The sequence below is a fragment of the Kytococcus sedentarius genome (assembly GCF_041937525.1).
Lineage (GTDB): Bacteria > Actinomycetota > Actinomycetes > Actinomycetales > Dermatophilaceae > Kytococcus > Kytococcus sedentarius_A.
Map to the genome: position 1 here is coordinate 2055980 of NZ_CP169391.1, position 25408 is coordinate 2081387.

21 protein-coding genes are annotated in these 25408 nt (G+C 72.9%); 7 read left to right on the top strand and 14 right to left on the bottom strand.

All coding sequences use genetic code 11. The features are described 5' to 3' along the window. Window positions 1-28 precede the first annotated feature (28 nt). From ACEY2A_RS09550 to ACEY2A_RS09600, 11 genes are all read right to left on the bottom strand, one after another. Entirely contained in the window at window positions 29-2191 is a 2163-nt protein-coding gene (locus ACEY2A_RS09550; protein ID WP_374928368.1) for an acyltransferase family protein, read from the bottom strand. Next, complete coding sequence (locus ACEY2A_RS09555) at window positions 2188-4122, bottom strand: glycosyltransferase family 4 protein (RefSeq protein WP_374928369.1); 1935 nt, start codon at window positions 4120-4122, stop codon at window positions 2188-2190. The genes ACEY2A_RS09550 and ACEY2A_RS09555 overlap by 4 nt, the downstream gene beginning before the upstream one ends. Continuing rightward, complete coding sequence (locus ACEY2A_RS09560) at window positions 4119-6227, bottom strand: acyltransferase family protein (RefSeq protein WP_374928370.1); 2109 nt, start codon at window positions 6225-6227, stop codon at window positions 4119-4121. Before ACEY2A_RS09560 ends, ACEY2A_RS09555 begins: the two co-directional genes overlap by 4 nt. 125 nt (window positions 6228-6352) lie before the next feature. After that, complete coding sequence (locus ACEY2A_RS09565) at window positions 6353-7237, bottom strand: glycosyltransferase family 2 protein (RefSeq protein ID WP_374928371.1); 885 nt, start codon at window positions 7235-7237, stop codon at window positions 6353-6355. After that, window positions 7234-8814 (bottom strand): DUF222 domain-containing protein, encoded by a 1581-nt coding sequence (locus tag ACEY2A_RS09570; protein ID WP_374928372.1) that lies wholly within the window; start codon window positions 8812-8814, stop codon window positions 7234-7236. Before ACEY2A_RS09570 ends, ACEY2A_RS09565 begins: the two co-directional genes overlap by 4 nt. 133 nt (window positions 8815-8947) lie before the next feature. Then, entirely contained in the window at window positions 8948-9949 is a 1002-nt protein-coding gene (locus ACEY2A_RS09575; protein ID WP_374928373.1) for a glycosyltransferase, read from the bottom strand. Further along, a complete protein-coding gene (locus ACEY2A_RS09580) occupies window positions 9946-11289 on the bottom strand; it encodes a glycosyltransferase family 2 protein (protein ID WP_374928374.1) in 1344 nt (447 codons plus the stop codon). The genes ACEY2A_RS09575 and ACEY2A_RS09580 overlap by 4 nt, the downstream gene beginning before the upstream one ends. Further along, window positions 11286-13328: a WcbI family polysaccharide biosynthesis putative acetyltransferase gene (locus tag ACEY2A_RS09585; RefSeq protein WP_374928375.1), complete on the bottom strand. Its 2043-nt coding sequence runs from the start codon at window positions 13326-13328 to the stop codon at window positions 11286-11288. The genes ACEY2A_RS09580 and ACEY2A_RS09585 overlap by 4 nt, the downstream gene beginning before the upstream one ends. Beyond that, window positions 13325-14437: a hypothetical protein gene (locus tag ACEY2A_RS09590; RefSeq protein WP_374928376.1), complete on the bottom strand. Its 1113-nt coding sequence runs from the start codon at window positions 14435-14437 to the stop codon at window positions 13325-13327. Before ACEY2A_RS09590 ends, ACEY2A_RS09585 begins: the two co-directional genes overlap by 4 nt. Then, the gene (locus tag ACEY2A_RS09595; RefSeq protein WP_374928377.1) at window positions 14434-15516 is read right to left on the bottom strand and encodes a glycosyltransferase family 4 protein; all 1083 of its coding nucleotides are present in this window, start codon (window positions 15514-15516) and stop codon (window positions 14434-14436) included. Before ACEY2A_RS09595 ends, ACEY2A_RS09590 begins: the two co-directional genes overlap by 4 nt. Before the next feature lie 246 nt (window positions 15517-15762). Next, on the bottom strand, window positions 15763-16842 hold the full coding sequence (locus ACEY2A_RS09600) for an inositol-3-phosphate synthase (RefSeq protein ID WP_374928378.1): 1080 nt from the start codon (window positions 16840-16842) through the stop codon (window positions 15763-15765). Window positions 16843-17003: 161 nt separating this feature from the next. On the opposite strand from ACEY2A_RS09600, the gene ACEY2A_RS09605 reads away from it, so the two are divergent. The 7 genes from ACEY2A_RS09605 (at window position 17004) to ACEY2A_RS09635 (ending at window position 23269) form a co-directional block, all read left to right on the top strand. Beyond that, window positions 17004-18320 (top strand): hypothetical protein, encoded by a 1317-nt coding sequence (locus ACEY2A_RS09605; RefSeq protein ID WP_374928379.1) that lies wholly within the window; start codon window positions 17004-17006, stop codon window positions 18318-18320. 178 nt (window positions 18321-18498) lie between these two features. Further along, on the top strand, window positions 18499-18786 hold the full coding sequence (rpsF, locus tag ACEY2A_RS09610) for a 30S ribosomal protein S6 (RefSeq protein ID WP_374928380.1): 288 nt from the start codon (window positions 18499-18501) through the stop codon (window positions 18784-18786). An 85-nt stretch (window positions 18787-18871) separates the two neighbouring features. Then, complete coding sequence (locus ACEY2A_RS09615) at window positions 18872-19444, top strand: single-stranded DNA-binding protein (protein WP_374928381.1); 573 nt, start codon at window positions 18872-18874, stop codon at window positions 19442-19444. A 104-nt stretch (window positions 19445-19548) separates the two neighbouring features. Continuing rightward, on the top strand, window positions 19549-19794 hold the full coding sequence (gene rpsR / locus ACEY2A_RS09620; RefSeq protein ID WP_070703328.1) for a 30S ribosomal protein S18: 246 nt from the start codon (window positions 19549-19551) through the stop codon (window positions 19792-19794). Window positions 19795-19827: 33 nt separating this feature from the next. Continuing rightward, window positions 19828-20274, top strand: a complete 447-nt coding sequence (gene rplI / locus ACEY2A_RS09625; protein ID WP_374928382.1) for a 50S ribosomal protein L9 — start codon at window positions 19828-19830, stop codon at window positions 20272-20274. A 91-nt stretch (window positions 20275-20365) separates the two neighbouring features. Continuing rightward, window positions 20366-22396 carry a cytochrome c oxidase assembly protein gene (locus ACEY2A_RS09630; protein ID WP_374928383.1) on the top strand — a complete coding sequence of 677 codons (2031 nt, stop codon included), beginning with the start codon at window positions 20366-20368 and terminating at the stop codon, window positions 22394-22396. A 39-nt stretch (window positions 22397-22435) separates the two neighbouring features. Beyond that, window positions 22436-23269 (top strand): carbon-nitrogen family hydrolase, encoded by an 834-nt coding sequence (locus tag ACEY2A_RS09635; RefSeq protein ID WP_374928384.1) that lies wholly within the window; start codon window positions 22436-22438, stop codon window positions 23267-23269. A gap of 7 nt (window positions 23270-23276) precedes the next feature. On the opposite strand, the gene ACEY2A_RS09640 is transcribed toward ACEY2A_RS09635, so the two are convergent. The 3 genes from ACEY2A_RS09640 to ACEY2A_RS09650 form a co-directional block, all read right to left on the bottom strand. Then, complete coding sequence (locus ACEY2A_RS09640) at window positions 23277-23912, bottom strand: hypothetical protein (RefSeq protein ID WP_374928385.1); 636 nt, start codon at window positions 23910-23912, stop codon at window positions 23277-23279. A 44-nt stretch (window positions 23913-23956) separates the two neighbouring features. Further along, window positions 23957-24613: a hypothetical protein gene (locus tag ACEY2A_RS09645; protein WP_374928386.1), complete on the bottom strand. Its 657-nt coding sequence runs from the start codon at window positions 24611-24613 to the stop codon at window positions 23957-23959. A 68-nt stretch (window positions 24614-24681) separates the two neighbouring features. After that, window positions 24682-25341 (bottom strand): hypothetical protein, encoded by a 660-nt coding sequence (locus tag ACEY2A_RS09650; protein WP_374928387.1) that lies wholly within the window; start codon window positions 25339-25341, stop codon window positions 24682-24684. Window positions 25342-25408: the final 67 nt, after the last annotated feature.

The window sequence follows — 25408 nt, forward strand, 5'->3', positions numbered from 1 at the left end:
GCCGGGGGCGTACCTCTGGGTGCAGGCGTCAGTCGGCGATCGCTGCGTCCAGGCGGGCGTCGAACACCGGCTGCAGGGACTCCACCCAGGTGGCCGTCACGTGGCTGCCCTGGCGGTAGGTGAGGACGCCACCGATGACTGCGCGGCACTCCCCGTCCGGGCACAGGTAGTCGTTGAAGTCGATGAGGGAGGCCCCGTCGAGCTCCTCCACGACGGCCTGCAGGGCCGGGGTGCCGACGCCCGGCTTCTCCTGGAAGGCACAGGCCGACACGTTCTCCGGGTTCTCCGCAACGCACTCGTAGACCTTGCCGCCCGGCTGTGGGGTGTCGGCCAGGGCCACGATGGTCGTGCCCTGCTCGGCCAGCGGCTGCAGGTTCTCGAGGTAACCCTCATGCAGCGCCTTCTTGGCGGGCTTCACCGGCTCCTCACTGCTGAGCCGCCCCGGGTGTGCGAGCCCGGAGACCAGCACCACCTCGGGCGGGTCGGCCAGCAGGCTCTCGCGCACCGCAGCGCCCCACTCCTGGCAGGCGGTGTACGGCTCGTCGAGGGGAGCCTGGAGCGCGGCGGAGAAGCTGCACGCCGACTTGGTGTTGGACCGCACCCGGTAGCCGTTCTCCCGTGCCCACGTGTCCAGGGCGGGGAGCCACTGCAGGGCCTTCGAGTCGCCGACGAGGGCGACGTCGCGGTCGGCCTCGAGGTCCCCCAGGGCGCACTCGTGCGGCTCGACACGGGCCATATCGAGCTGGCACCCGTCGTCGTACTGGGCGGGCACGTCCTCAGTGGCCTTGAGCGGGTCGGGGGTGATGGTCTGCGGTGCGGCGGGGTAGGCACTGGCGTCGGCACGGGCAGGGAGCACCCGGTTCACCGCACGCGGCCCCGTGCCGGACCCCGGGGGATCCGAGGCGTCACGCGCCGCGTCACCACCCGGCGCGGACTCCTGCGGCAGGAGCACCCGGGCCCCACCCGTGCTGGCGGCCGTGTCGTCCGTCGGCTTGCCCGGGGCGACCGCCAGCAGGCTCGCGGCCAGCAGCGCCCCGGTGGCGGTGAGGGTCCCGCCCAGGACCAGGGCGTTGCGGGTGCGCTTGAACGGGGCGGCGAAGCGCACCGGGTTCTCGATGAAGCGGTTGCCGGCCCAGGCCAGGGGGAACGAGGCCAGGGCAGCGGCCACGGTGGCCCACAACGGTGCGGTGCGGCCGGCGAAGATCCCCTGCTCGGTCAGGACCACCAGCGGCCAGTGCCACAGGTACAGCGAGTAGCTCAGCGCGCCGACCCACAGCATCGGCGCCGACCCGAGGGCCCGCAGCACCGGACCCCGCCCGGAGGCCCCTCCGACCAGGGCCGCAGCCGTACCCAGCGTGGGCAGCAGGGCCGCCGTGCCGGGCCACGGGGTGGCGGCCGTGATGGTGAAGAAGGACACGCCGATCACCGCCAGCCCCAGGACGACCAGCAGGGTGCCGATGCGGGGTGACAGCCGGGGCCAGACGGTCGCGCCGCAGGCCACCAGGCCACCGATCGCGAGCTCCCACAGGCGGGTGGTGGTGACGAAGTAGGCGGTCTCCGGGCTGTTCTGGGTCTGCACCACCGACCACACCAGGGACGGGATCGCGATGGCCAGCAGGCCGAGGGTGGCGGTGGGCAGCAGCGGGGTGCGGGCCCGCGTGACCACGAGGCCGACCACCAGCAGCACCAGCGGCCAGACGACGTAGAACTGCTCCTCCACGGCCAGCGACCAGTAGTGCTGCACGGGGGAGGGCTCGGTGTCCTCGGCCAGGTAGTCCACGGACTGGTCGGCCAACCGCCAGTTGATCAGGTACACCGCCGCGAGGCCGATGTCCCAGGCCACGTCCTTGAAGCGGGTCAGCGGCAGGAACAGCCACGTGCCGATCGCCGTGAACGCCAGCACGAGCGTGGCCGCGGGCAGCAGCCGCTTGAAGCGCCGCCCGTAGAAGGCCGGCAGGTCCACCGTGCCGGTGTTCCCGACCTCCTTGAGGAGCTGCCCGGTGATCAGGAAGCCCGAGAGCACGAAGAAGATGTCCACGCCCGCGTAGCCGCCGGTGATGAGGGGCAGGCCGGCGTGGTAAGCCAGCACCGACAGGACCGCGATGGCGCGCAGTCCCTCGACGTCTGGCCGGAAGGACGCCGGGCGGTGCCCGGTGGCCGTGGAGGGCGGGGCGGGAGCGACGGCGCTCACGAGGGGATGTCCGGTCGGTCCAGGGCGACGGCGGCCAGGCGCCGGAGGGTGTCCTGCGTGTCGAGGTGGTCCCGCACGTCCTGGCGCGCGGTCGCCGAACCGGCCTCCCAGGCGGAACGGTCCGCGTGGGTGAGAATCCGCTCCACGGCGGCGTCCACGCCATCGGGGCCGGTGTCGACCACCCAGTGCGGGGGCAGCACGTCGCGGGCGCCCCCGTGGCGCCGGAACACGGGCCAGTCACGCACGACGGGCACGCACCCCGCCGCCGCCCCCTCGACGACGCCGAGGTGGAAGGACTCGCGCCGGCTGGTGCTCAGGACGAAGCCGCAGCCCGCCAGGTGCCCCGCTACGTCATCGGTGTGGGGGACGAACTCGAGGGCGTCGCGCACGTCGTCGTCCTCGATGCGGCGGGCGAACTTGCGGGTGTACGGCCCCTGCTCCCCCGCATCGCGCAGGTCGTCGCCGATGAGGCGCAGGCGCCACGCGGGGTCGTGCTCCCGGAGGCGGGCCAGGATCTCCACGGCGCGCAGGGGGTCCTTCACCCGGCGGCCCCACTTGACCATCACGAGGCGTCGGTGGGCGTCCTCGGTGCTGGGGACCTTGAACCAGTGGTCGTCGAGCACGTGGCCGATGACGTGGACCGGCGGGAGGTCGAGGCGGGTGCCGAGGGCCTCCACCGCCACGCGGGCCACCGGTGCCCCCACCGCCACCAGTGCGTCCACCGAGGACCACCGCAGCAGGTGGAGCCAGGGGTCGAGCGTGTCCAGGCTGTGCAGGCGCACCACCATGCGCTGGTGCGGTGCGGCGAGGTGGCTCGCCCACACCGCGGGCAGGTCGGCCCACTCCGCCCAGATGACGTCCGCAGCGGCCAGGCGCTCGACGGCCTCGGCCGGCAGGCCGTGCTCACCCTCGGTGACCAGGGAACGCACCAGCGCCAGGTTCTCCCGGGTGGGGTTCCGGCGCCGCAGGGCGGGGGCCAGCTCGGCCAGGTCGAGCAGGTCCACCGTGCAGCCGGCGGCCTCCAGGGCCCGGAGGACCGGCCCCTCGAACCGGCCGTAGGTGCCAGGCAGCAGCACCACGTGCGGTGCGGCGGTCGACGCCTCCGGGCGGGACGTCACCACCGGCCGGGGCCGTTCGGCGGCCAGTTCCTGCCAGCCGGCCGTGGACCGCAACGGTGCCAGCCAGGACTGGGGCTGCTCCACCAGGGGGGAGCGCAGGGTGTCCGCGTGCAGTCCGCGGTGGAAGGTGAGCATGACCAGTGCGGCCAGGTCGTGGGCCGAGCGGGCGCTCTCGGCGAGGTCCTCCAGGTACCGCTGCAGGCGGGCGGTGCCCCCGGACCACAGGTCCTCCCGGACCAGCCGGGAGGCCGCATGCACCCGCTGCCGCGGGGTGACGGCACCGGGCACGTCGTCGGCCAGCTCGAGGACGGCCCGCGGGTGCAGCTCGCCGGCGGCGACGGGGCGCGCCAGCAGCTCGGTGACGGCGGTGGTGGCCGCTCCGTCCGTGGCGACGTCCACCGCATCGAGGTGGAAGGCGCGAGACCTGCCCGGCCACACGACCATCGCGTCGGCGGCCAGGGTGGCGATGCGGGGGTCCCCGAGCAGCGCCTGGGTGAACGGCTCGCTCTCGGGGGTGCGGTGCAGGGCGTGCAGGAGGCCCCGGGCGTCCGCGGTGGAGCTCGCGCGGGGGTGCAGGACCCGCAACCCGCCCGACCCGAGCTGTTCCAGCAGGTGGGCGCGGTCCTCGTCGGACTCCGCATCAGCGGTGACGTGTTCCCAGGCCGCCTCGGGGGTGGCGAGGGTGACCCGGTGGTGCTGTGCGAGCAGGTGTCGGATCGTCCGCGCGTCGACGAGCACCTGGTCGGCACCGCTCGCGCACCACAGGACGGTGCGCCCGGTGGTGCCGGCGGGGGTCAGGGACGCGGGGCTCACTGCGCGGCCGCCAGTGCAGCGTCGAGGCGGGCGCCGAACATCGGCGAGAGGGTGCGGGCGTAGGTGTCGCTGATGTGGCTCCCCTGTCGGTAGGTCAGGACGCCGCCGACCACGGGGCGGCAGGTGCCCTCGGGGCAGACGAAGTCGTTGAGGCTCATGAACTGGGCCCCGTCGACGGCGTCCACGGCCTTCTTGAGCGTGGCGCTGCCGCGGCCGCCCTCGTCCGGGAAGGTGCACTCGTTCACGGAGTCGAGGTGCTCGGCCACGCACTCGTAGACGGGCGTCCCGCCGGGGCTGGTGGTGTCGTCGACGACGACCACCTTGGTGCCACGCTCGAGGAGGGGGGTCCACACCTTCTCGTACCCGGTCACGACCTTGGCCTGACCGTTGTCACCGGCGCCGGCCATGAGCGAGCTGGTCAGCAGGATGTCGGGGTCCAGGGCCGTGATCTTCTGGTTCACCTGCTGCCCCCAGTCGTGGCAGCCCTGCCACCGCGGGTCGTCGGTGGCCAGCAGCTCGCCGTTGAACGGACAGGCGGACTTGAAGTACGTGACCACCTGGTAGCCGTTGTCCCGGCCCCAGTCGTCGATGGCGGGGATCCACTGGTCGATCTTGGAGTCACCGGCGGCCACGAGCACCTTGTCGGAGTCCTCGTCGCCGAAGGTGCAGGACTTCACGTCGGTGCCGTCCACGCTGGTGACGCAGCCCTCGTCCTTGGTGACCGGGTAGTCCTTGGTGGCGTCGGTGACCGCGGGGGTGATGCTCTGCGGGGCGTCCGGGATGGCGGCCTCGGTCAGGACCGGCGTGGTGGTGGCCTTGACGTCCTGCGGGTCCATCCCCTCGGGCAGCAGGGCCTCGGCGCCGACGCGCTCGTCGGTCTGCTTCGGGTCGGCGGTGGGGCTGCTGGGCGTCCCGGGGGAGAGGGTCACCAGTGCGACCGCGCCCAGGGCGCCCAGGATGCTCAGGCCCGCCCCGAGGCTCAGGGCGTTGCGGGTGCGCTTGAACACGGGCGCGAAGCGCACCGGGTTCTCGATGAGGCGGTGCCCCAGCCAGGCCAGCGGGAAGGCGGCCAGCACGGCGGCGGTGGTGGCCCACAGGGGGGCGTCGCCGTCGTAGAAGCCCTGGTTCACGAAGGTCACCAGCGGCCAGTGCCACAGGTACAGCGAGTAGCTCAGGGCGCCGACCCACAGCATCGGGGCGGAGCCGAGGACCCTCACCAGGCCCCCGGAGGCGGCGGCGCCACCCACCAGCACCAGCGCGGTCGCGACGGTGGGCAGCAGGGCAGCGGTGCCGGGCCAGGGGGTGGACGAGGTGATGACGAAGAAGCTGGCGAGCAGGGCCACGAGCCCTCCCAGGACGAGGATGGAGGCGAGGCGGGGGGCGATGCGGGGCCAGACGGCCGCACCGCAGGCCACCAGTCCGCCGAGGGCGAGCTCCCACAGGCGGGTGGTGGTCACGAAGTAGGCGGTGTCGGGGCTGTCTGCGGTGTGCAGGACCGACCACACGAGCGAGGGCACCGCGATGGCCAACAGGCCAATGGTGGCGACCGGGGCCAGGGGGCGACGGGTGCGGGTGACCACGAGGCCCACGACCAGCAGCACCAGCGGCCAGACGACGTAGAACTGCTCCTCGACCGCGAGTGACCAGTAGTGCTGCACGGGGGAGGGCAGCGTGTCCTCCGCGAGGTAGTCCACGGACTGGTCGGCCAGACGCCAGTTGATGAGGTACACCGCCGAGGCGCCGAGGTCCCAGGCGATGTCCTTGAAGCGGGTGATGGGGAAGATCAGCCAGGTGCCGATCGCGGTGAACAGCAGCACCATCGTGGCGGCCGGGAGCAGGCGCTTGGCGCGGCGGCCATAGAAGGCCGGGAGGTCCACGGTGCCGGTGCGGTCCACCTCCTTGAGGAGCTGTCCGGTGATCAGGAAGCCCGAGAGCACGAAGAACACGTCCACGCCCCCGAAACCACCGGTGATCAGGGGGAGCCCTGCGTGGTAGGCCAGCACCGAGAGGACCGCGATGGCGCGCAGGCCCTCCACGTCGGGCCGGAAGCCGGCAGGACGTCCTCCAGTGGCGGCGGCCGGGGGCGCCGGGGCGACAGCACTCACAGGGAAGGGGTCCTCGCGACGGGTGACAGGGCGGGGCGGTGACAGGTCACTGCAAGGGCCCACGATAGCCGCGGACCGCGGCCGAACCGTGCAGATCCGGCGCCACCGGTCGAGGGTGGTCGGGGTCAGGGCCGGGCGACCAGCTCCCAGGCGCCGGTGTCGGCATCGCGCCGGACCAGCCCCGCCTCGGCGAACTGGGCGAGCCACCCCTCCATCGGCCACCACCCCCACCGCTCGGCGAACACCCCGGCGTTGCGCACCACGTCCTGGACGTGGTCCCACGGTGGGGAGTGGGTGGTGTGCCACTGGTGGTGGGCGGCGGCACCCCCGAGCCAGGCCATGGTGCCCCCGGCGGCACCGACCCGCTGGGCGAAGTCCGTGTCCTCCCCGCCGTAGCCCACATAGGCCTCGTCGAACCCGCCGACGGCCTCGAAGTCCGCGGCGCCCATGGCGAAGTTCAACGACCAGAAGCGGGTCAGCTCCGGCTCCTCCACCACCTCCCCGGGTCCGGGCGTGGGGCGGCCTGCCGCGGGGTCGGACAGGGCGCGCAGGGCAGCGAGGTCCTCCACCGGGTAGTCCCTGATCGGGTCGGCGACCTCCCGGAGGCGGCCGGTCACGCCACACCACAGGCGGGGTGTGGCGTGGGTGCCCGAGGGGGTGCCGACCGTCGCGGCGTAGGTGCCCACCAGCTCTGGTTCGGCGATGCAGTCGACGTCCAGGAAGACCAGCACCTCGGCCCCCGCACCGGTGGCCGTGCTCGCACCCAGGTTGCGGGCGGCCGACAGGGGCAGGTTGCCCTCTGCGCGCTCGCAGTGCACCACCCGGGTGGTGGTGCCGGGGACGGGGTGGGCGGCGACCACCTCCTCGATCTCGGGGTCGTCCATGGCCACCACCACGTGCAGGGCAGGAGCCACGGCCGACGCGGCCAGCGACCTCCGCTGGTTGGCCAGATGGGGGTGGCGCCCGTGGGCCAGCGTGATCACGGCCGTCGTGGGGGCGGGTGTGCTCACGGCAGGGGTCTCCTTCGAGCAGGGGGCACCGTCATCCTGCCCCACGGGGCCCGGGTTCTCTCGTCCGACGGGGCCGGGGTTCTCTCGTCCCACGACGCCGGGTTTCTCTCGTCCCACGACGCATACGGGGTGGGGACGGGACTCGTGTACCGGTGACCGGTCGGGGTGGTCGTGGTGACCGACTGCTGCTGGTCGACCGCTGGGCCGGTGAGCGCATCCGCCGCCACGGGTTCGGCCGCCACGGGTTCGGCGTACCACCGGGGATGGTTCTTGGCCTGGTTGCAGCGGGTGCAGAGTCCCTGACCGTTCACCAGGGAGGTCGGCCCTCCCTCGGCCCATGGGGTCACGTGGTCGGCCTCCCTGATGGGGGCGTCGCACCACGGGGTGCGACAGAACTGGTCTCGCGCGACCAGCAGGTCCCGGTCGGCAGGGGAGAAGGTCCGGGACCGGCTCTCCCGCCCGATGACGGACCCGGTGAACGGGTCCGCCAGCAGCCGTCGCAGCCGAGCTGCCGGAGCGCGACGCACGATCTGGCGGGCCTCCGGCGCCGGCAGGGGGCCGTAGCCGCTGAGGAAGGCGGGAGCCTTCTCGTCCGCGAAGCGCTGGGCCCGGCCGAGCAGCAGCTCGAGGGCGCGGGTGTCGAGCTGACCCACGCTCCCCTCGGCCGAGACCGTCGGCGTGGCGAGTGGGCCCACCGGGGTGACGGCTCCTGGCCCGTGGTCATCCTGCGGCGCACGATCCGACGCCCTTGCCGCCTCGTGGACCAGTGCCTCACCGAAGACCGTGCCGACCGGTACCACCAGCTGCACCTCCACGGGCACCAGGTGGGCGCTCGCCTGACCGGTGAGGCGCTCGATGAGGATGTCGGCCCGCAGCTGGTCGAGGCTCCGCTCGTCGCCGGTGGCCTTCCGTGCGGCGGCCTCCCGGTCCAGGGAGGCCCAGGCGGCCACTCCCTGGACGGCGGGCACCGAGGCGGTGAGCAGCGTCATCGTGTCCGGCTGGGGGCGCATCGTGACCCGGCGCTCGTGGTGCGCGCGGCCCACCTGCTCCACGGAGGCACGGGGGTCCTTGGCGTACGCCACCCGCTTGATCTCGTTCGCGAGGCGCCGCGGTGACAGCTGCTCGATGCGGGGAGCGACCGTGGCGTCGACCGCCAACCGGTGCTTCCGGGAGAGGTAGGAGGTGTGGGTGGCCATCAGCTGGGCCTGGTACTCCGTGGCCCGCCCGGCCAGCAGCTCCTTCCGGGTGACCGGCAGGTCGTCCTGCAACCGCGCGGCCAGGGACAGTGCCCCCGCTGCCCGATGCGGCGACTCCCGCCGCGCGAGGCCGACCATGCCGGCCGTGCAGGCACCGGCGCCCTCCTCGTCGACCCCCTCGTCGAGATCCTCCCGGTGCTGGGCGTGCGCCAGTGCGGCGACCGCATCGAGCTGGACCCCACTGACGACGTTGCGCAGCTCCTCGAGCGCCCGCAGCCCCTCGACCAGCTCGTGCGCAGCAGACCCCCGCAAGCGCTCTCCCCACTCCCAGAGCTGGGCGCGGATGTCCTGCGCCACGGGTGGTGTCTGGTGGTCATTCATGGAGATCCCCCTTTCCCGCCACCACCGTACCACAACAGATGTACCACCACAAGCACAACGGGTGTCTGTGGATGAGCACCCGAAGACCCCGACCACCTGTGGACAACGCCAGTCAGGGCTGAGATCCCACCCGTCAGACGCCCCGCAGCACCTCTGCGATGCCGGCCGCTCCCGTGCCCAGCCAGCCCTCCCATGCGCCCCCGCCGATCCTCCGCGCAGTCGCCAGCAGCTCCGGCCACGCCTCGTCCCCAGGCCACCCGTGGGCCGTGGCCGCGACGCCGCAGCGGTCGAGCGCCCGGGTGGTGGAGGCCTGCTCGTCGTGCGGTCGGGGCTGTGCCACCACCACTGCGGGTGCTCCAGCCGTGGCCACGTCAGCCACCGCACCCTGCCCGGCATGGGTGACCACCACGCCCGCCCGGGTCAGCAGGGACCACAGCTCCCTCGGCGGCAGGTCCCGCGCCAGCTCCCAGTGCACGCCGGGGTCCGCTGCGCGCAGGCCGTCCAGCTCGGCCGGGCCCGGGGCGTCGCTCCCGTGGCCCCACAGCAGCACGCCCAGGGCCGCATCGCGCGGGCGGGGAGCGCCGCCCCCCACCCCCCGCGCGAAGCGCGACACACCCCCCACGAACGTCGTGCGCCCCGCCAGGTCCGGCCCGGTCACCACGTGGTCGGGGTGCGCCCCCTCGGGCCAACAGGCCACGATCCGGCGCGCCATCCGGTAGCCCAGCCGGTGCGGCGCGTCGCTGCGGTCGCCCGGCATCGCGACGGTCACCACGGGCACGCCGAGCAGCCTCACCATCGCGGTCACCTCCACCGACACGTCCACGGCCACCACGCGTGGCTGCCGCTGCGCCACCCACTGCGCGATCGCCTGCTGCCGCGGCCCGAAACCCGCCTGCAAGGGCGCGAAGTGCAGGACGCCACCGGCCGTCACGTCGTGGTGCGGCGCGGGGTCGGCGAGGTGGTCGATGCCGGTCGTGTCCTCGGGCAGCTCCACCCACTCGCCGGGCCAGTCGTCCGGGCGTGGGCGGCTGGAGAGCCCCACGACCTCCTGGCCGCGGGCCGCACAGGCCCGCGCCACGGCCGTGGCGCGGGTGGCGTGCCCGGCGCCCACGTGGTGCACGTAGTAGCCGATCACAGCCACACCTGTCGCGCCCGCTCGACCATCACGTCGTCCGCCAGCAGCCGCACCGGGGGCGCGTCGTCCGGACTGCTCGATGCGGGAGCGTCCACCCCGTGGACCGCACACCAGGCGTCCGCCTCGCCCGTGAGCCGCGCGCGGGCCAGTCGGCGTGAGGTGGCCACCCGGGCCACGGCGGCGGATTCACCCACGCCCGGTGACCCACCCACGGAGGGCACGCTCACCGCATCGCGCACGACGTCCTCCCAGCTCCCCGTCACGGTCACCGGCCGCTCCACCCGCACCCGCCAGCGGCAGCGCGCGAGCACCTCGTCCGGCGGGCTGCCACCGTGCACCCGGGGATCCTCGGCGAGCGCCTCGAGCAGCGCGTCCGATGCGGTGTCGCCCCACCACACGCCCGCGTCGGCGTCCCGGAGCCAGGACTCCACCGCGACCAGTGCGGCGCCCAGGGGCCAGTCGGTGGCGTCGGCCTCGATGACGGTGTCCGGCACCGCGTACGCGAGACCCCGTCCGCGGACCAGGGGGTGCGTCAGCCGGCGGGCGAGGTGGGCGGTCTCCGCGTTCTTGACGGCCACCAGGTCCTCGGCACGCCCGGAGATCTCCGGACCGTCGTGCCAGGCGACGGCCCGGTGCTCGTGGAGCAGGTCCCACCCGGCCAGCCAGCACCGCTGGGCGAGCTCCCAGTCCTCGCCGCCGTAGCCCACGAAGGACTCGTCGAAGCCGCCGAGCTCCTCGAACGCCGCCCGCGGGACGGCCATGACGGCGCTGATCACGTAGCGGAAGGATGCGTCGTCGGCGGCTCGCAGGTGATCGGTCCAGCGGTAGCCGTCGGCCAGCCACGCCGGCTCCTCGAGCTCCTGCGGGGCGGGCCCCTCTCCCCGGAGCCAGACCCCCACCCGGTCAGCGCTCCACCCGGTCACCTCGTGGTGCCGCCGACGTCCCACCACGAGGGTGGGGTGTCCGGCCCCGGCGGCGCGGGCGAGCTGCTCCAGGCAGTCCGGCTCGGGCAGCATGTCGCCGTCCAGGAGGACCAGCACCCGCCCGCGGGCCGCACGCGCACCCAGGTTGCGGGCCGCGGCGGCCCGGAACCCGTCGCGCTCCTGGCGGACGAGTCGGAGGGTCATCGGGTGGTCGTCCGGCAGCACCGGGGGCGTCGTGGAGCCGTCGTCGGCCACCACCACCTCCACCTGGTCCGCCGGGAGCGTGGTGTGGCGCAGGGCCTCCAGCAGACGGGCCAGCGGCTCGGGCGACTCGTAGTGGGGCACCACCACGGTCACCAGGGGCTGGGTCCCCACCCGGTCGCCGGGCGGGCTCGCCCCGTCGCGGCGTGTGGTCACCGCGCCGCCCGCAGCATCGCGGCGGCCTGTTCCCAGGAGGGCCACAGCTCCACCGCATCGTCCTGGTGGGTGGTGGCGGGCGCCTCGAGGGCGGCCCGCAGGGCCCCGGCCAGTCCTGCGAGGTCGTCGGAGTGGTCCACCAGCACCATGCTGCCCGGCATGCGGTCGTGCTGCTCGGTCGCGTAGTCCGAGCGCACCACGAGCGGTCGTCGCCCGGCAGCGAGCCAGCTGTTCACCGAGCCCGATGCGGAGACGTGGCGGTGGTAGGCCACGGGCACCTCCACGTGGCGGCAGGCCGTGTCGAGCTCCTCCTGCGACAGCCAGCCGGTGGCCACGAAGCGGGTGCCACGTGCGGCCGCGCGCTCAGCGAGCTGTTCCAGCAGGTCCTCGTGCCCCGGTGCGGCGCCGCCGAGGTTCAGCACCCCGGCCGGACGGGCCTCCGGGGGGAGGTTGGGGTCGGCGGCCACGGCGGCCGTGGCATCCACCACCTCCTCGAGTCCCTTGCCGGGGTAGGCGAAACCCAGGGTCGCCACCCACGGGCCGGACGGCAGATCCGCCAGCACGGTCGACTCGGCGGGGGCGGCGGCACCGTCCGTCTTCTCCCGCTCCACGGGCAGTGGCACCACGGTGATGCGATGGGCGTGCAGCCCCGTGGCCTGTTCCAGCAGTCCCCGCTCGTGCTCGCTGCTCACCACCACGCGGTCGGCGGCGCGCACCACGCGCTCGTAGGCGGCCGTGCGGCGGGCCTGCCCGGCCCCGTCGCTGGGCTGCGGCACGTCGTGCAGAACCACCTGCACCGATGCGGCCCGGCCCACCCACCGCTCGAACGCCTCGGCAGCAGCCTCGGGGGGGGAACCGAAGGCACGGTCGGTGAACTGCACGACCACCTCGCGGCCGGCCAGGTCACCGGGCGTGGGGCCGGCCGTCACCTCCCCGTCCTCCACGCGCAGCACCTCCTCCCCGCCGGCCCGGGCGAGGCGCTCGCCGTGCACCACCACACCGTGGCGGGCGGGGCCCACCACGAGGTGGACAGGGCCTGCGGGAGGGGGGCTCACCGCATCGGAGGGGGCGCCACGGAGGGCCCCGACGGCTCCGGTGGCCACCAGGTCGTCGCGCACCTTCTGCAGGGCGAACGCGAGCACCCGGGGGTTGCGGCGCAGCCAGGCGGCCTGCGTGGACACCACCTCCTCGTCGGACATCGCCTCGCCCTCGACGAGCCAGTGGTCGCGGGGCTCGCCGTCCAGGCCCAAGGCCTCCAGGGTGGCTGCCGTGACCGGTGCGTACACCGAGCGCAGCAGCTCCCGCCCGGGGTCGGTGACCTCCCCGGTGGTGCCCAGCTGGTCGGCCACCCGCTGGGCCAGGCCCAGCAGCACCGGGTTGCCCGGGTGGTTGATGGTGTTCGTGGCCCGCGCACCGGCGGCCCGCACCAGGTCGTCCACCGGCACGGCGCCGCTGGCCCCCTGGCGGCGGCGCTGCTCGGCCAGGGACTCCTCGGCGATCGCACGCACCACCGCGGGCCCCGGGGTGGGGTCCGGCAGCCCGGCGGCGCGGGCGATCGCCCCGGTGTGGTGGTAGGGCACCAGCGGCGGGTCCTCGATGCCGGGCCCCCGCACCAGCCGCTGCTGGGGGTGCAGTCCCCGGTAGCGCACGATCGGCACCACCACCCTCTGCGCGCCCGCCGTGGCGCGGGCGATCACCTGCCGGGTGCCCGTGGGAAGCCCCCGGTAGTCGTCCTTCACGGGCTGTGCCACGACGGTGGTCGTGCGCGCCAGCAGGCGGTCCAGGTGCTCCAGGTCCTCCGGGGTCAGCTCGTGCACGGGCGGTACGCGCACCCAGGTGCGCCCACCCGCATCGGCCGCGGAGAGCAGCACCCGCAGCGACTCGGCCTGGCAGTTGCCGTGCACCATGCCCACCGGGCCGTCGGGCACCTCGTGGAGGCCGTAGAACTGGCCGTAGTGGGCGCGGCGTCCGGCCTCGGGGTCGGTGGGCAGGTCACCGGCCCGGTCCGGGGTGGTCGGGTCGCCGGGGGTGGCGCTCATGAGGCCTCCTTGTGCTGGTGCGCGGCCAGGGCCCGGTGGTGGGCCCGGGCGTGCGCGGTCCGGTTCACCTCATCCTGCCGTGCCCGGTGGTCGGCCCACGCCGCGGCAGCGGCCTCCCCGCGCCCCTGCCGTGCCTCCTCCACGGCCGCACCCAGGGCGGTGACGAGGCTGCGGTGGTCCGGGCGATCGCCCCGCCAGCGGTAGACGTGCCGCGCCCCCTGTTCCTCCAGGTGGCCGACGTCCGGCACCACCGGCACCGTGCCCAGGTCCAGGCACTGCTCCACCCAGCCGGAGTGCGTGCCCCAGCGGTGGGGGAGCACCGAGACGCCCAGCGCTGACAGGTAGGCCGTGAACCCCGCATCGTCCAGGGGGTCGATCCAGCGCACGTCCACACCCGGGCGGTCCTCCTGACGGGCCGCCCACCGCACGATCGATGCGTCGTGGTGGTCCGATGAGGGGTCGGCCACCTCGCGGTGCAGAGTCACCTCGAGCTGCGCCCGGCCAGGGCCCAGCTCGGCGGCAGCTGCCCCGAGGCCCTCCAGGAGTTCCACGCGGCCGGCGTTGGCACGCAACGACTTCAGGTGCACACCCACCGTCACGGGGCCGGTGGGCACAGGCGGTCGCACCACGGCGCGGATGACCTCCAGGGGCTCCATGCGGGGGTGCGGGAGGACGGCGGGGGTGCGGCCGGTCAGCTCTCGGACCGCTGTCGCCGCCCCCTCGGTGAGGGTGAGCACCTCGTCGGCCGCGCCCACGAGGTGGGCCAGGCGTCGCCGGTGGTCCTGCTGGTCGCGGGTGTGGGGCAGGTCGAGGTCGTGGACCGTCACCGCGAGCGGGATCCCCCACCGGCGCAGGGTGCGGGTCCACTCCAGCACCTGCTCCGGGGTGCGGTGCTCGAAACCGAAGTGCACGTGCACCAGGTCGAACTCGCCGCGGTGCTCCTGCACCCAGGCCGGCTCCCAGGCAGGTGAGGGCCACCAGACGCCCTGGGCGGCCCCGGGCACGGGGGGATCGGGCAGCAGCACCGAGCCGGTCTCCCCGGGGCTGCCGACGGCGTGGCGCACGTACCGGTGGTCCGCCGGCAGGGAGAGCAGGCGCAGCCGGGTCACCGCCCCACCGCCAGGCCGGGGTGAGCCCCCGGAGCGGTTCCGGACAGGAGCTGCTCGTAGTGGGACTCGTAGGCGTCCACCATGCGGTCCAGGCCCAACCGCTCCTCCACCTCCCTGCGCACTGCGGAGCGGTTCAGGGCCAGGGCTCCGGCCAGGGCGTCGTCCAGCTCGGACGACCAGTCGTCGGCGGGGACGATGTGCCCCGTCCCGGACGAGACCACCTCGGGCAGTCCACCGCGGCGCAGCGAGATCACCGGGGTGCCGCAGGCCGCGGACTCGGCGGCGATGAGGCCGAAGGGCTCGTCCCACTGGGGCGTCACGAGGGTTGCGGCACTCTGCCCCACGACCTCCGCGAGCTGCGGGGTGTCGAGGTGGCCGAGGTACTCGACGCCGTCACCGAGGCGGGGCCGGATGTGCTCGTCGAACCAGGCAGGGTCGCTGCGTGGACCCACCAGGCGCAGGGGCATGCCCAGGTGGCGGGCCATGTCGATGGCGGTGCCCGGCCCCTTCTCGGGCACCAGACGGCCGAACCACACCAGGGAGTCCCCACCGGGGCCCAGCGGCCAGGCGTCGGTGTCCACCCCGTTGTGCACCACCTCGGGATCGAGCAGACCACCTCGCAGGGCGCGACGCCACGAGCGGGCGGTGTGGGCGCTGACGGCCACCACCTCGCCGGGGTGGGGAGGGGTGAGGCGGAAGGCGCCCAGCATCGGCACCAGCGGGGGCGTGTGCAGGGTGGTGAGGACGGGCACGTCCAGCTGGTGGCGCAGCCGGGGGACGGTCGGGTTGAGACTGTGGTTGTGCACCAGGCCCACGCCGAGCTCCGGGAGGTGGCGGACCAGTGCCTCGTAGGCGCGGGTGACGTCGTCGCGCGTCTCCTCCCACGGAGCGCCGGGGTCCACCCTCACGCCCAGGTCGTCCGGGGTGACGATGCGTGTGCCCGGTCCGCAGTCCGACCCGGCCGCCGCGAAGACCACCACCTCGTGGCCGCGCTGGGCCAGGCGGGTCGACAGGTACCAGGTGAGGGCCTCCAGGCCCCCGGGGAACGGCGGGCGGATCGGTGAGCGGCAGTGACCCACCAGGAGGATGCGCCGGCCCCCAGCAGCAGTCGTGGTCAGTGCTGCCCCCGGCGGGTGGGTCCCGCGGTGTCCGCGGGAGCGGCGGAGCGGAACGAGGCGGTGCGGCGCATGGTGTCTCCGACGGGTAAGGGGGAGGGGGTCCGGACCAGTGTGGGCCGGGCCCCCCACCTCGGCAACCCGAGCCCCCCCCGGGGCCGCACGTGCCAGAGCCCCCCGGCGGGCCGGAGGGCTCTGGTCAGTGGTGGATCAGCTGTCGACCTCGCCGCGGATGAACTTCTCCAGCTCCGCGCGGCCCAGGTCGTCCGGCCGCTGCTCGGGCGGGGACTTCATGAGGTAGGCGCTCGCGGAGAGGATCGGGCCGCCGACGCCGCGGTCCTTGGCGATCTTCGCGGCGCGGATGGCGTCGATGATGATGCCGGCCGAGTTGGGCGAGTCCCACACCTCGAGCTTGTACTCCAGGTTCAGCGGGGCGTCACCGAAGGCGCGGCCCTCCAGGCGCACGTAGGCCCACTTGCGGTCGTCCAGCCACTGCACGTAGTCCGACGGGCCGATGTGGACGTCACGCTCCTCGAACTGGTGCGTCACGTTGGAGGTGACGGCCTGGGTCTTGGAGATCTTCTTGGACTCCAGACGCTCCCGCTCCAACATGTTCTTGAAGTCCATGTTGCCGCCGACGTTCAGCTGGTAGGTGCGGTCCAGCTCCACGCCGCGGTCCTCGAACAGCTTGGCCATGACGCGGTGGGTGATGGTCGCGCCGACCTGGGACTTGATGTCGTCACCGACGATCGGCACCCCGGCGTCGCGGAACTTCTGCGCCCACTCGGGGTCGCTGGCGATGAACACCGGCAGGGCGTTCACGAACGCGACGCCCGCGTCGATGGCGGCCTGCGCGTAGAACTTGTCCGCCTCCTCGGAACCCACCGGCAGGTAGGAGACCAGCACGTCGGCACCGGTGTCCTTCAGGACCTGCACGACGTCCACCGGCTCCGCGGCGGACTCCTCGATGGTCATCCGGTAGTACTTGCCCAGCCCGTCCAGGGTGGGGCCGCGCTGCACCTCCACGCCGGCGGTGGGCACGTCGGTGATCTTCATCGTGTTGTTCTGACCGGCGCGGATCGCCTGCGACAGGTCCTTGCCGACCTTGTCCGCGTCCACGTCGAAGGCGGCCACGAACTCCACGTCCCCGACGTGGTACCCACCGAAGTCGACGTGCATGAGTCCCGGGACGGTGCTGTCAGCGGGGGTGTTGCGGTAGTACTCCACACCTTCGACCAGCGAGGTGGCACAGTTTCCGACGCCAGCGATGGCGACACGCACAGTGGACATTTCTCTCCCTTTGTTGCTTCCTGGCGTGACCAACGTCCGCAACCCGGCAGGATGTTCCACGCGCCGCAGATTCTAGGCCGGTGCGCCCGGCGGCCGTCGACCGGCCATGATGGGCACCGATGACGACGAGACGGGGAGTGGCTGTGGAGCGGATCAGGCGCGTGAGCGGCGCCCGGGGCCTGGCGGGCGTTCGCGCCGCCGTCCGCGGCCGGCGCCGGGCAGCGCGCCGGGACCCCGTGCCCCGCCTCGCGATGGGGGCCGTCGGTGGCACCGATGGGGCACACGTGGCGCCCCGTCGTCGCGGCCCGTGGTTCCCCGCATCGGTGCTCGTGGCCCTCAGTGCACTGCCGCTGGTGTTCGCGGTGCTGCAGAAGAACAACTGCATCGAGGGCGGGTGGCGCAGCCCCCAGCTCATCTGGCGCATGTGCTACTCGGACCCGGTGGTGCGGTGGACCAGCTCCGGCATGAACACCGGGGCAGCGCCGTGGTCCGGCCCCGAGAGCGCGATGCCGCACGTGCCACCCCTGCGCGCGGCGCTGCTGTGGCTGGTGGGAGTGCCGGCCGGGGCGTTCCCGGACCAGGCCGAGCAGCAGGTCTACTTCGCGCTGTGGGTGGTGCTGCTGGTGCTGGCGCTCGCCGCCCTGGTGGTGGCGGTCGTGGACTGGGCGCGTGCCGACGGGTCGGACCCGTGGGTGGCCTCGCACGTGGCGCTGTCCCCCCTGCTGGTGCCGCTGATGCTGGTCTCCGACCTGCTGGTGTGGGTTGCCCTGGCCGTCTGGGGGTGCGTGCTCTGGCGCCGCGGCAGGCCGGTCTCCTCGGCCGTGGCCGGGGTGCTGTGGGTGCTGGCCGTGACGGGGCTCCCGGTGCTGGGGGTGCTCGCGGTGGTGTCGGTGGTCGCCCGCCCGTCCCGGCTGCGCTCGGCGTGGCCGGCGATGGTGCTTGCGGCGGTCGTGGTTCTGGTGCCGTGGTGGCTGTGGAACGCCGACTCCCTCGGCGGGATGGCCTTCTGGCGGGTCTCCGGGGGGCACGGAGGTGTCTGGAGCATCGTGGCCGGGATGGGTGCCGACCGGGCCGACTGGGTCGTGCAGGTGGTGTCCGCCGTCGGTGTGCTGCTCGGGTGTCTGGTGGGCGGCCTGCTGGTGTGGCGCGCGGCCAACGGCCGGGAGGTGGGTGCCGCCCTGGGAGCAGGGCTCCTGCTGGCGGTGGCCCTGCAGCCGGAGGTGCCCACCCAGATGGGGCTGCTGGCCCTGCCCTTCCTGGCCCTGGCGGGTCTCGGGTGGCGCACCCACCTGGCGTGGGCGGTCATGGAGGGCTTCCACTTCGTCTTCGTCTGGATGCACATCGGTCGCGGTTCCAACGACCGGGTGGGCATGCCGGAGGACGGGTACGCCGTGGTGGTCGCCGTGCGGCTGGCGGTCTGGGTGGTGCTGATCGCACTGCTCGCGCTGCGTTCGTCCCGTGGTGAGCGCCTGCAGTAGACTCCACAAGTTGTCGTGCGCCGCCACGCCGCTGTCAGCTCGTCCACAGCCCTCCTCGTGAGGTCGGACGGTGCCGCCGGCCACGCACCACCATGGTGCCGGTGGGCGCGACGACCGATGTGACCCTCCTGCCACGGAGAGACCGTGGCCGCCGAGACCGAAGGAGGTGGGTTCACGCATGCGTCAGTACGAACTGATGATGATCATCGACCCCGAGATCGACGAGCGCACCCTGCCCACGATGGTGGAGAAGCTGCTCAACGTCGTGAAGACCGAGGGTGGTTCCATCGACGAGACGGACATCTGGGGCCGTCGTCGCCTGGCCTACGACATCAAGAAGAAGTCCGAGGGCCTGTACGTGGTGAACACCCTGACCATGGGGACCGACACCGCCAAGGAGCTTGACCGCCAGCTGGGGCTCAACGAGTCCGTGCTGCGCTTCAAGGTCCAGCGTCCGACTGCCTGAGGCGGCGGTCCGTCCGGACCGTCACCCCAGACGTCACGACTGAAGATCATCTGCACGATCACCTGCATCGAGAAGGAGGCCGGTCATGGCCGGCGAGACCGTCATCACCATCATCGGGAACCTCACCGCTGACCCGGAGCTGCGTTTCACGCCCAACGGCGCCGCGGTGGCGAACCTGACCATCGCCTCCACCCCCCGCACGTTCGACCGTCAGGCGAACGAGTGGAAGGACGGCGAGACGCTGTTCATGCGCTGCTCCATCTGGCGCGAGGCCGCGGAGAACGTGGCCGAGTCGCTCAAGAAGGGTCAGCGGGTCATCGCCCAGGGTCGGCTCAAGCAGCGGTCCTTCGAGACCGATGGCCAGCGCCGCACCGTGGTGGAGATGGACATCGACGAGATCGGCCCGTCGCTGAAGTACGCGACGGCCAGCACCACCAAGACCCAGCGGTCCGGTGGCGGCGGCTTCGGAGGCAACTCCGGTGGCGGCGCCCCCCAGGGCCAGGGCGGCGGTGGCTGGGACTCCCCGCAGGGATCCAACCAGCAGAACCAGCAGAGCGACCCGTGGGCCACCGGCGGCAACTCCGGGGGAAACCCCGGTGGCGGCCAGCCCCAGGGGTCGTGGGACTCCGCTCCGAACTACGACGAGCCCCCGTTCTGATCCTCAGCCGTACCCATCCCGAGCAGTTGACCCTGCGGTCGTCCGCTCGGGCTCTCAATCACCGGTGACCTGCGTCACCACACCTTTCGAAGGAGAGCACCACGATGGCCAAGTCCGTTGTGCGCAACCCCAAGCCCGTGAAGAAGAAGGCGAACCCGCTCAAGGCCGCCAAGATCGAGAAGATCGACTACAAGGACACCGCCCTGCTGCGGAAGTTCATCTCCGACCGCGGCAAGATCCGCGCCCGTCGTGTGACCGGCGTGTCCGTCCAGGAGCAGCGTCAGATCGCGAAGGCCGTGAAGAACGCCCGCGAGATGGCCCTGCTGCCGTACTCGAGCTCCGCTCGCTGATCCCGGCACCCGAGAGTTCGAGGAGGAGAAGCCATGAAGATCATCCTGACCAACGAGGTGAGCAACCTCGGTGAGCCGGGCGACGTCGTCGAGGTGAAGGACGGCTACGCCCGCAACTACCTGCTGCCCCGCAACCTGGCCACCCCGTGGACCAAGGGCGGCGAGAAGCAGGTGGAGGCCATCCGTGCTGCCCGCGCCACCCGCGCGGTGAAGTCGCTGGAGGAGGCCGAGGACCAGAAGGCGCAGCTCGAGGGCCGCGCCGTCAAGGTGAAGGCCACCACCACCGGTTCCGGTCGCCTCTTCGGCGCCGTGACCTCCGGTGAGATCGCCGAGGCCATCGTCGCCGCCGGCGGTCCGCAGGTGGACAAGCGCCGCATCGAGACCGCCGGGCACATCAAGTCCCTGGGCGACCACACCGCCACGGTGCGTCTGCACCCGGAGGTGCTGGCCACGGTCAAGCTGCAGGTCGTCGAGGCCTGAGGGTCCGACCACCTGGTCCGAACGAGCCCGTCCCCCGTGTGGGGGCGGGCTCGTTCGCGTCCCGGGGGCGACAAACTACGCTGTGTCGGTGATGTCCTCCCCCGCAGTGCAGTCGCCCCCCACCCCCTCCGATGCGGGGGACCGTCCCGTCGCGCGCGGACCCCGGGGACCCGTCCTGTGGGGCATGCTGCTGGGCTGGGCCGCCGCCATCGCGCTGGTGGCCGTCGTGGCCTCCTGGCTGAGCGGCGCCACCCGCCAGCTGCTGCTCGTGGACGCCGGCGCCGCGGTCCGCTGGTCGCTGCCGGTGGTGCGGGGCCTCCTGGTGGCCGGCATGGCCGCCACCGTCGGAGCCCTGGGGGTGGGGGCCTTCATCGTTCCCGAGCGACGACGCACGCAACGGTTGCCCATGCTGCGCCGGGTGGCCGTGGCCGGCGCGCTGGTGTGGGGCCTGGCCGCGTGGGCACTGTCGGTGCTGACCTTCAGTGAGGTGCTGGGGGTGCCCATCGGCGGCGAGGGCTTCTGGCAGCAGTTCTTCGCGTTCTGGTGGGAGCTGGACCTGCTGGTGCAGGTGCAGCTCACCGGGGTGCTGGCCCTGCTGGTGGCGGCCATGGTGGGGTGGAGCACCACGCGGCGTGGCATGCACTGGGCCTTCTGGGTGGCCCTGGTGGCCACCCTGCCGCTGGCCTTCACCGGCCACTCCGGGGGGACGCTCGACCACGACGCCGCCGTCAACGGCTACGGCGCCCACCTCATCGGAGTGAGCGTCTGGGTGGGTGGCCTGCTCGGGCTGGCCCTGCTGTGGCGCGACCTGGGTGAGGACCGGGCGGTGGCCGTGCGGCGCTACTCCACTGTGGCGCTCTGTGCCTTCGTCGCCACGGGTGCCAGCGGCGTGCTGAACGGCAGCATCCGGGTGGACTGGGGGGACCTGCTCACCACCGCCTACGGACAGCTGCTGCTGGCCAAGGTGGCGGTGTTCGCCGTGCTGGGCGTCTTCGGCTACCTGCAGCGTCGCCGCGTGGTGGACCGCCTGAGTGCCGGGGACCAGAGCGGGGCCTTCGGGCGGCTGGCCGCGGCGGAGATCGCGGTCATGGCGCTGGCCGCCGGCCTGGGGTCGGCCCTGGCGCGCACGCCCACACCAGTCCCGGAGGTCTCCGGTGAGGCCATCGGCGACCCGGCCATCGGACTGACCGGCTATCCGCGCCCGGCCGAGCTCACCGCATCGAGCTGGTTCACCGAGTGGCAGGTGGAGTGGCTCTTCAGCACGGTGGCCGTGGTGGCCATCGGCCTCTACGTGTGGGGCTGGGTGCGGCTGCGCCGACGGGGTGACTCCTGGCCCTGGCACCGGCTGCCGATGTGGATCCTGGGCTGGCTGCTGTTCGCCTACGTGGTCAACGGCGCACCCACGGTCTACGGCCGGGTCATGTTCTCCATGCACATGGTCATGCACATGACGCTGATGATGGCCATCCCGTTGCTGCTGGTGCCCGCGGCTCCGGTCACCCTGGCGCTGCGCAACCTGGCCGCCCGCAAGGACCGCACCATCGGCCCGCGGGAGTGGCTGCTGGGCTTCGTGCACTCGCGCTACGCGCAGGTGATCGGGCACCCGGTGGTGGCGGCGGTGATCTTCTTCGTCTCCCTGGTGGCCTTCTACTGGTCGCCGGCCCTGGAGATCGCCCTGACCACGCACGGGGGGCACGTGGCCATGGTGGTGCACTTCCTGTTGGTGGGCTACCTGTTCGTCTGGACCCTGGCCGGTCCCGACCCCGGTGGTGTGAAGTGGCCCGCCCCGCTGCGTCTGGTGGTCATGTTGGCCACCCTGGCCGGTCACGCCTTCTTCGGCGTGGCCATGATGATGGGCAACTACCTGCTGGCGCCGGACTTCTTCCGCACGCTGGACCTGCCGTGGGTGGACTCCCTCATTGCCGACCAGCAGCTGGGCGGCGGCATCGCCTGGGGCATCGGTGAGCTGCCGGTGGTGATCCTGGCCATCATGGTGGGCCTGGAGTGGGCCAGCTCGGACGACCGGGAGCGCAAGCGGTACGACCGCAAGGCCGGCCGGGACGACGATGCCGAGCTGCGCGCCTACAACGAGCACCTGGCCCGGATGGGGGAGCGCCGGTAGCCGGTCGGCCCGCCTGGTGCGCCGGGTAGCGTCGGGGCCATGAGCGAACTCTCCGTCAGCGTCATCCAGGTCTCCTACGGCGACGACGAGCCGATGGCCGACCGCATCGAGCGCGTGGCCGCTCTGGTGCGCGCCGAGAAGGGGCAGGACCTGGTGGTGCTGCCGGAGCTGTGGCCGGTGGGCGGGTTCGACGTGAAGCACTGGGACGAGCGCGCCCAGGTGCTGCCCGCACCCGGCCCGGTGGAGGCGACCGGTGCGGCCGACCGCGCGGTGGTGGAGGCGATGTCGGCCGCCGCCCGGGACGCCGGGGTCACCCTGCACGCCGGGTCCACCGTGGAGCGCAGCGCGCAGCCCGGTCCGGAGGGCAAGAACCTGTGGAACAGCGCGATGCTGTTCGCCCCCTCGGGCGACCTGGTAGCCACCTACCGCAAGGTCTACCGCTTTGGCTTCGACTCGGGGGAGGCCCGCACCATCGAGGCCGGGAACGAGCTGGTGACGGCCCCCATCGGCCCGTTCACCGCCCACTTGGCCACCTGCTTCGACCTGCGCTTCCCCGAGTACTTCCGTGAGGGCCTCGATGCGGGGGCGGACCTGTTGGTCATCCCGGCGGCCTGGCCGATGCCGCGGCGCGAGCACTGGCGGGCGCTGCTGCGGGCGCGGGCCATCGAGAACCAGATGCCGGTGGTGGCCTGCAACACCGCCGGGACGCACGCCGGGGACCACGAGATGGGTGGCGCGAGCACCATCATCGACGCGAACGGGTCGGTGCTGGCCGAGGCGGGGTCGGGGCAGGAGGTGCTGCGCGCCGTCATCGACGCCGAGCACACGGCGCGCCAGCGCAAGGACTTCCCGGTGCTGGCGGCCCGGCGCTGAGCGGTCCTCAGTCCTCGATCTTGGCCACCTGCTCGTCGACCGCCTCGGCGAGATCGTCCTGCGAGACGCCGCTGCCGAACGCGTAGACGAGGTTGTTGCCGGCGGCGCGGCCCCCCATCCACACCTCCTGCTCGGTGCCCTGCACGGCCTGCCGCATCATCACACCGCGGACGTCCCCCTTCTCGAATCCCTCGAAGGTGATGGTCAGCTCCAGGCCACCCTCGCTGGTGGTCACCTCCCCGCAGCGGCCGAGGTCGTGGGTGACGTCGATGACCTTCTCCGGCTCCTTGGTGGCACCGGCCACCTGCAGCTCGATGCTGGCGTCCTGGCCCTTGTCGAAGCGCGCCGAGGCGGAGCTGCTGAGGTACTCCTCGTGGTTGAGGGAGCCGAAGGCCTCCAGGGCCTCGCGGCACTCGTCGCTGGTGTCCGGGGCCGAGGCGGGGTCGTACTCGCCGGCCTCCTGGACGCCGGTGGTCACGCTGCCCCGGGTGTATCCCTCGAGCGGGAACTCGTCCTCGGTGAGCAGCGCCTCCTCGGCGGCCTGCTCATCGAGGGCGTCCGGCCCGCCGCCGCAGGCGGCCAGGGCGGAGACGGACAGCAGGGCGGCCAGCACGCTCACGGTGCCTCGGCGACGTCGGCTCATGGGGCCGAGTGTGGCAGAGGCGACCGGGACGGGGTCACCGGGGATCAGTGGTCCTCGACCGCCTGTGCCTGGGCCTCCAGCACCGTGGCTGCGTCCTCGACCCCCACGTCCTTGGTCATCACGAGGACCAGGTTGTCGCCCACGGCCCGTGCCCCCAGGACCTGCTGGGTCCGCATGCCGTTGAGGTCCACGGTGATGGAGCTGCCGGTCATGCCCTCGTGCTCGACCTCCTCGAAGGTGATCACGACACTCGTGCCCGGCTGGTCCTGCTCCAGGGTCTCGCAGTCGGCCCCGATGCCGCGGAGGGCCTCGATGACCTCCGAGGGGTCCGTGGTGGTGCCTCCGACGGTGATGGTGAGGGTCCGGTCCTCGGAGGTGTACTCGCCGGTGGTCTTGCTCTGCAGGACGTCCTTGGGGGTGAGGGTGGTGCCCAGTCGGTCCAGGGCGGAGGAGCACTCGTCGCCCAGGCTGCCGAACTGCTCGAAGCTCCGGCGGAAGGCGTGGGGATCGGCCTGGTCGCTCTGTTCGAGGTTCTCCGCCACGGCCCCCTGCGTGTAGCCGTCCAGGGGAAGGTCCTCACCGCTGAGCAGGACCTCCCGGGACTCCGCCTGGTCCAGCGCGTCCGGACCACCGCTGCAGGCGGCGAGGATGAGCAGGGACGTGGTGGCCAGGAGGGTGGACAGTGCCCGGGGAGCACGCATGGTGACGTTCTACCAGAGCGCCCCCGCTCCCAGGGGGAACGGGGGCGCTGGTGCGCGTCAGGCCGTGGTCACTTGTCCTCGATGGCCTTCGCCTGCGCCTCGACCACCTTCTGGGCGTCGTCCACGCTGGCGCCCTGCGTCATGACCATGACCAGGTTGTCGCCCACGGTCTTGCCGCCCATGGCCAGCTCCTGCTTCTCACCGGCGGCCTCCATGGTGATGGTGCTGCCGGCGAAGTTGTCCTCGTCCACCTCGTCGAACTTCACGGAGATCTCCACGCCCTGCTGCTCCTGCTTCAGCTCGTCGCACTCGGCGCCGAGCTTCTTGAAGGCGTCGATGAGCTTCTGGGCGTCCTCCTTGGTGCCACCCACCATCAGCGAGACGGTCTTGTTCTCGCCGCCGGTGTAGTCGGCGCTGGACTGGGCCTCCAGGTAGTCGGAGGGCTTGAGCTCGCTCATCTCGTCCATGGCGGTCTTGCACTCCTCGTTGAGCTCGCCGAACGCGGAGAAGGAGTTCTTGAGGCCCTCGGTGTCGATGTTCTCGTCGTTGTCGGAGCCCTCCTTCACCGTGCCCTGCTCGTAACCGTCCAGCGGGAAGTCCTCGCTGCTCAGCAGGACCTCCTTGGTGCCGGCCTGGTCCAGGGCGTCGGGGCCGCCACCGCAGGCGGACAGGGTGCCGGCGGCCACGAGGCCGGTGGTGATCAGGGCCAGGGTGCGGGTGGTGCGCATGGTCGTCTCCTCGAATGTGTGTGCTGTTGCCTTCACGCTAGACCGACTGCGGGGCCGGGAGGTCACA

Excerpts from the sequence above, each read along its gene's own strand:
- ACEY2A_RS09570 (WP_374928372.1), bottom strand. The coding sequence starts at position 8,814 with ATGAATGACCACCAGACACCACCCGTGGCGCAGGACATCCGCGCCCAG.
- ACEY2A_RS09585 (WP_374928375.1), bottom strand. The coding sequence starts at position 13,328 with ATGAGCGCCACCCCCGGCGACCCGACCACCCCGGACCGGGCCGGTGAC.
- ACEY2A_RS09600 (WP_374928378.1), bottom strand. The coding sequence starts at position 16,842 with ATGTCCACTGTGCGTGTCGCCATCGCTGGCGTCGGAAACTGTGCCACC.
- rpsF (WP_374928380.1), top strand. The coding sequence starts at position 18,499 with ATGCGTCAGTACGAACTGATGATGATCATCGACCCCGAGATCGACGAG.
- ACEY2A_RS09615 (WP_374928381.1), top strand. The coding sequence starts at position 18,872 with ATGGCCGGCGAGACCGTCATCACCATCATCGGGAACCTCACCGCTGAC.
- rpsR (WP_070703328.1), top strand. The coding sequence starts at position 19,549 with ATGGCCAAGTCCGTTGTGCGCAACCCCAAGCCCGTGAAGAAGAAGGCG.
- rplI (WP_374928382.1), top strand. The coding sequence starts at position 19,828 with ATGAAGATCATCCTGACCAACGAGGTGAGCAACCTCGGTGAGCCGGGC.
- ACEY2A_RS09630 (WP_374928383.1), top strand. The coding sequence starts at position 20,366 with ATGTCCTCCCCCGCAGTGCAGTCGCCCCCCACCCCCTCCGATGCGGGG.
- ACEY2A_RS09635 (WP_374928384.1), top strand. The coding sequence starts at position 22,436 with ATGAGCGAACTCTCCGTCAGCGTCATCCAGGTCTCCTACGGCGACGAC.
- ACEY2A_RS09640 (WP_374928385.1), bottom strand. The coding sequence starts at position 23,912 with ATGAGCCGACGTCGCCGAGGCACCGTGAGCGTGCTGGCCGCCCTGCTG.
- ACEY2A_RS09645 (WP_374928386.1), bottom strand. The coding sequence starts at position 24,613 with ATGCGTGCTCCCCGGGCACTGTCCACCCTCCTGGCCACCACGTCCCTG.
- ACEY2A_RS09650 (WP_374928387.1), bottom strand. The coding sequence starts at position 25,341 with ATGCGCACCACCCGCACCCTGGCCCTGATCACCACCGGCCTCGTGGCC.